Below are 6,000 nucleotides of genomic sequence, written 5' to 3' on the forward strand. Positions count from 1 at the left end.
AAATCTTAGCCCCAGCAATGCTAGAGCAAAGATCAAATTACCAACGGTAGTGAGCGAATGCTTTGTTCGCTTCTGCCATTTTGTGCATATCTTCACGTTTCTTAACTGAAGCACCAGTGTTGTTAGATGCATCTAAGATTTCGTTAGCTAAGCGCTCTTCCATCGTTTTTTCTCCACGAAGACGAGCATAGTTTACTAAATAACGTAAACCTAAAGTTGTACGACGTTCTGGACGAACTTCTACTGGCACTTGGTAGTTAGAACCACCAACACGACGAGCACGTACTTCTAATACAGGCATCACGTTGTTTAATGCAGCTTCAAATACTTCTAAAGCATTTTGACCCGAACGCTCTTGAACTAATTCGAAAGCTCCGTATAAAATCTTTTGAGAAGTACCTCTTTTACCATCAATCATCATTTTGTTGATTAAACGAGTTACTAGTTTTGAGTTATAAAGTGGATCTGGTAACACGTCACGTTTGGAAACAGGACCTTTACGAGGCATGTGTTTTCCTCCTTTCAAATCGTTGTATATTTAAACTTGAATTATTTTTTTTCTTTAGGGCGTTTAGTACCGTATTTAGAACGAGATTGTAAACGACCGTTAACACCAGCTGTATCAAGTGCACCACGAACGATGTGGTAACGTACTCCAGCTAAGTCTTTTACGCGTCCGCCACGGATAAGAACTACACTGTGCTCTTGTAAGTTGTGACCTTCACCTGGGATATACGCAGTAACCTCAAGTTGGTTAGTTAAGCGTACACGAGCGTATTTACGTAAAGCCGAGTTCGGTTTACGTGGTGTCATTGTACCTACACGAGTACAAACTCCGCGTTTTTGAGGAGACTTAACGTCAGTTAAAGATTTTTTAAATGAGTTATATCCTTTGTTTAACGCTGGAGATTTTGATTTCGTGCTTTTAGATTGACGAGGCTTACGTACTAATTGGTTAATTGTAGGCATCGATTTGTCCTCCCTTCATTTTTTCCTTGTTTCAATACCACACATCCAGGTGGTTCATTTTTTGGGTAAAAACAAAGTCTTTGTGTACTTTACACAAAAACTACATCGCAGTAATCGCAACAACTGCAGCTCCAACATGAATGCCGCAAGCTTTACCAAGTTCTTTCTTTGAATCGACGTAATTAACTGGTACACCGATTTCTTTCGCGAGAAGAATGGCCGGATCGGTTACCCATTTGTCTGCATCGATTGCGACAAAAAGAGCTGTTACTTGTCCAGCATACATTGCTTTCACTGCTTGCTTTATACCTATGATTGTTTTACTGGCCTGTTTTACTTGATCGTAAGACATTTTCATATCCTCCTAAGTACAGACAGTTAACTATCAACCTTCAATATATTATCATTCCAAACTTACACTGTCAACAGATTTCTTATGAAAGTATGTTGGTTAATATTTATTTCAAGGAAGTTTTCAAGAAAATCTCCCGTCAGAGAATAGTCTCTGACGGGATCTCTTCATTATATACTGCTATTCAGCTGTAATTACTTCTGCTGATTCTTCTTGCTCCATACGGATTTGACGGTAACGTTGCATACCAGTACCAGCCGGAACTAGTTTACCGATAATTACGTTTTCCTTCAGACCTAGAAGCTCATCACGTTTACCTTTAATTGCAGCATCCGTTAACACACGTGTTGTTTCTTGGAATGATGCAGCTGATAAGAATGATTCTGTTTCAAGAGAAGCTTTTGTAATACCTAAAATGACAGGACGGCAAGTTGCTGGTGTTTTACCGCTAAGTACGGCTTCAGCATTCGCCTCAGAGAATTGGTGAATATCAAGAAGTGAACCTGGTAATAACTCGGTGTCACCTGCTTCAATCACACGCACTTTACGAAGCATTTGGCGAACCATTACTTCGATGTGTTTGTCTCCGATTTCTACCCCTTGCATACGGTATACTTTCTGTACTTCTTTTAATAAATATTCTTGAACTGTCGATACATCTTTAACTTTTAATAATTGCTTCGGATCGATAGAACCTTCAGACAATGTTTGACCCGCTATAATTGTGTCGCCTTCTGCTACTTTTAGACGCGCGTTATAAGGTGCTTGGTATTTACGTGTTTCCACATCACCTTGGATTGTTACTTCTTTAAGACCTTCACGAATTTCTTCAATTTCTACTACTGTACCAGTAATTTCAGAAATGACTGCTTGACCTTTAGGGTTACGCGCCTCGAAAATTTCCTGGATACGTGGAAGACCTTGTGTAATATCGTTTCCGGCTACCCCACCAGTATGGAATGTACGCATCGTTAACTGTGTACCTGGTTCACCGATAGATTGTGCAGCAATAATACCAACTGCTTCACCAACTTCTACCCCTTCACCAGTAGCTAAGTTCATACCGTAACATTTTTTACATACACCGTGTTTTGTATTACATGTAAATGCAGAACGGATTGTAATTTCTTTGATATTTGCATCATCGATTACGCGAGCAATATCTTGTGTAATTAAACCATCACGCTCTACGATAACCGCTCCTGTTTCTGGATGGCGAACTGTTTTCTTCACGTAACGACCAACAATACGTTCGTCTAACGCTTCAATCAATTCGTTTCCTTCCATTAATGAACCGATTAATAAACCGCGGTCAGTACCACAGTCGTCTTCACGAACGATAACATCTTGTGCTACGTCAACTAAACGACGAGTTAAGTAACCTGAATCGGCAGTTTTTAGTGCTGTATCGGCAAGACCTTTACGCGCACCGTGTGTAGAGATGAAGTACTCTAATACTGTTAAACCTTCACGGAATGAAGACTTGATTGGTAACTCGATGATACGACCAGCCGGGTTGGCCATCAGACCACGCATACCAGCTAACTGTGTAAAGTTTGATGCGTTACCACGGGCACCAGAGTCAGACATCATGAAGATCGGGTTAGTTTTTTGTAAAGATTTCATCAGCTTGCCTTGAATTTCATCTTTCGCAGCTGTCCATACGTTAATAACTCGGTTATAACGCTCTTCCTCCGTAATTAAACCACGGCGGAACTGGATCATTACTTTATCTACTTTGCTTTGGGCTTCCTCAAGGATTACGCCTTTATCCGGTAATACGACGATGTCAGATACACCTACTGTAATACCTGCACGAGTAGAATATTTGAAACCTAAGTTTTTCATGCGGTCAAGCATCTTAGAAGTTTCTGTAATGTGGAACTCTTTAAATACTTCAGCAATAACATTCCCTAAGAATTTTTTACGGAAAGGATCTACTACAGGCATATTTGTGAAGTGCTTCGCTAACATAGCACGGCGTTGTGCTTCAATTTTTTCTGATTCAGATAAATCAGCATAGCCTTCTGTTGCTTCGATTTCATTCAGTAATTCTTCGTCAATTGTTAAGTTCACGAAGTACTTTTCAGGTGTTTTTTGCTCTAAGTTGACTGAAGTCGGCTCATTAATATAAGGGAATGAGCGTGGTAAAATTTCATTGAAGATTACTTTACCTACAGTCGATAATAGGAACATTTTATTTTGTTCTTCTGTAAATGTCGGGTTATTTAATGAGCTTGCTTTAATCGCAATACGAGAGTGTAAATGTACATGACCGTTTTGGTAGGCGATTAACACTTCGTTTGAATCATTAAATACAGCACCTTCACCACGAGCACCTTCACGCTCAAGTGTTAAGTAATAGTTACCTAATACCATATCCTGAGATGGAGTTACTACCGGTTTCCCGTCTTTCGGGTTAAGGATGTTTTGTGCCGCTAACATAAGTAAACGGGCTTCTGCTTGTGCCTCAGCTGATAATGGAACGTGAACCGCCATTTGGTCACCATCGAAGTCAGCGTTATAAGCTGTACATACTAATGGGTGAAGACGGATTGCACGGCCTTCTACTAGTGTAGGCTCGAATGCTTGGATACCAAGACGGTGTAATGTCGGTGCACGGTTAAGTAATACCGGATGCTCACGAATTACATCTTCTAATACGTCCCAAACTTCATTGTGTAAACGCTCAATTTTACGTTTTGCACTCTTGATATTATGGGCAAGGCCACGTTCCACTAACTCTTTCATTACGAAAGGTTTGAACAGTTCGATTGCCATTTCTTTTGGAAGACCACATTGGTACATTTTTAAGTTAGGACCTACTACGATAACCGAACGACCAGAGTAGTCTACACGTTTACCAAGTAAGTTTTGACGGAAACGACCTTGTTTCCCTTTCAGCATATGTGAAAGTGATTTTAAAGGACGGTTACCAGGACCTGTTACAGGACGGCCACGACGACCATTATCGATTAATGCATCAACCGCTTCTTGTAACATACGTTTCTCGTTTTGAACGATAATGCTTGGTGCACCAAGGTCAAGTAAACGTTTTAAACGGTTGTTACGGTTAATAACACGACGGTAAAGGTCATTTAAGTCAGATGTAGCAAAACGTCCACCATCTAATTGCACCATCGGACGAAGCTCTGGTGGAATTACCGGTAGTACATCTAAAATCATCCACTCTGGTTTGTTGCCTGAGTTACGGAATGACTCTACTACTTCTAAACGTTTAATCGCACGTGTACGGCGTTGGCCTTGTGCAGATTTTAACTCTTCTTTTAAAACTTGTGTTTCATCTTCTAAGTCAATTTTTTCTAAAAGACGTTTAATCGCTTCAGCACCCATTGCTGCTTCGAATTCACTGCCATACTTTTCACGGTATGCACGGTATTCTTTTTCAGAAAGTAAGTCTTTATAGCCTAAAGACGTTTGACCTGGCTCGATTACTACATATGAAGCAAAGTAAATTACTTCTTCCAATGCACGTGGAGACATATCTAAAATAAGACCCATACGGCTCGGAATACCTTTGAAGTACCAAATATGTGATACAGGTGCTGCTAGTTCGATATGTCCTTGGCGTTCACGGCGAACTTTCGAACGCGTTACTTCTACGCCACAGCGGTCACAAACGACACCTTTATAACGTACGCGCTTATATTTACCACAGTGACATTCCCAGTCTTTAGTTGGTCCAAAAATACGTTCACAGAATAGACCATCTTTTTCTGGTTTTAATGTACGGTAGTTAATTGTTTCTGGTTTTTTTACTTCTCCGTATGACCAAGAACGGATCTTGTCAGGTGAAGCTAAACCAATTTTCATATATTCAAATTCATTAACATCGATCAAGGAGCCTACCTCCCTTTAGTTATAAGTCGTAAATGACTTTTAATGTAGCTCTACACTTACAAAATTTCATATTAGGCCATAATGAAACTTGCATCTAAAATATAAGAAAAATCGGGCAGGGCATATACCTGCCCGATTCAATTGAAGTTATTCAAATGATTCTACTGGGTCTTCTTCTTTATCATTAGATCGTTCGACAGGTGCAGCTACTTCATCTTCATCGTCAAGGTCGCGTAATTCCACTTCCTCGTCATTGATTGTAAGCATCTTCACATCCATACCTAATGATTGAAGTTCTTTAATTAATACTTTAAATGATTCTGGAACACCTGGTTCTGGAACACTTTCACCTTTTACGATTGCTTCGTATGTTTTCACACGACCTACAACGTCATCCGATTTTACAGTTAAAATCTCTTGTAACGTGTATGCTGCACCGTATGCTTCAAGTGCCCAAACCTCCATCTCACCAAAGCGCTGACCACCGAATTGTGCTTTACCACCAAGCGGCTGTTGCGTTACTAATGAGTAAGGTCCAGTTGAACGTGCATGAAGTTTATCGTCAACCATGTGCGCTAGTTTGATCATGTACATGATACCAACAGAAACACGGCTATCGAATGGCTCACCTGAACGTCCATCATAAAGAATTGTTTTACCATCACGGTTCATACCAGCTTCTTCCATCGTTTCCCAAACATCGGCTTCGTTGGCACCATCGAATACTGGTGAAGCCATATGAATACCTAAGTAGCGTGAAGCCATACCTAGGTGTAGCTCAAGCACTTGTCCGATGTTCATACGTGAAGGTACCCCTA

At 40.4% G+C, this 6,000-nt stretch carries 5 protein-coding genes; all 5 read right to left on the minus strand.

The features are described 5' to 3' along the window. Positions 1-37: 37 nt before the first annotated feature. Positions 38-508 (minus strand): 30S ribosomal protein S7, encoded by a 471-nt coding sequence (rpsG, locus tag MHH44_RS20775; protein ID WP_008406982.1) that lies wholly within the window; start codon positions 506-508, stop codon positions 38-40. A 41-nt stretch (positions 509-549) separates the two neighbouring features. Beyond that, positions 550-969 carry a 30S ribosomal protein S12 gene (gene rpsL / locus MHH44_RS20780; RefSeq protein ID WP_008406983.1) on the minus strand — a complete coding sequence of 140 codons (420 nt, stop codon included), beginning with the start codon at positions 967-969 and terminating at the stop codon, positions 550-552. Between the two features lie 100 nt (positions 970-1,069). Next, complete coding sequence (locus MHH44_RS20785) at positions 1,070-1,321, minus strand: ribosomal L7Ae/L30e/S12e/Gadd45 family protein (RefSeq protein ID WP_008406985.1); 252 nt, start codon at positions 1,319-1,321, stop codon at positions 1,070-1,072. Positions 1,322-1,501: 180 nt separating this feature from the next. Then, positions 1,502-5,182 carry a DNA-directed RNA polymerase subunit beta' gene (gene rpoC, locus MHH44_RS20790; RefSeq protein WP_340799472.1) on the minus strand — a complete coding sequence of 1,227 codons (3,681 nt, stop codon included), beginning with the start codon at positions 5,180-5,182 and terminating at the stop codon, positions 1,502-1,504. Between the two features lie 147 nt (positions 5,183-5,329). Then, the coding region (locus tag MHH44_RS20795; RefSeq protein ID WP_445683047.1) for a DNA-directed RNA polymerase subunit beta at positions 5,330-6,000 on the minus strand (671 nt) is incomplete at its 5' end.

Origin of the sequence: Solibacillus sp. FSL K6-1126, from assembly GCF_038003445.1 — a bacterium.
GTDB classification, from domain to species: Bacteria; Bacillota; Bacilli; order Bacillales_A; family Planococcaceae; genus Solibacillus; species Solibacillus silvestris.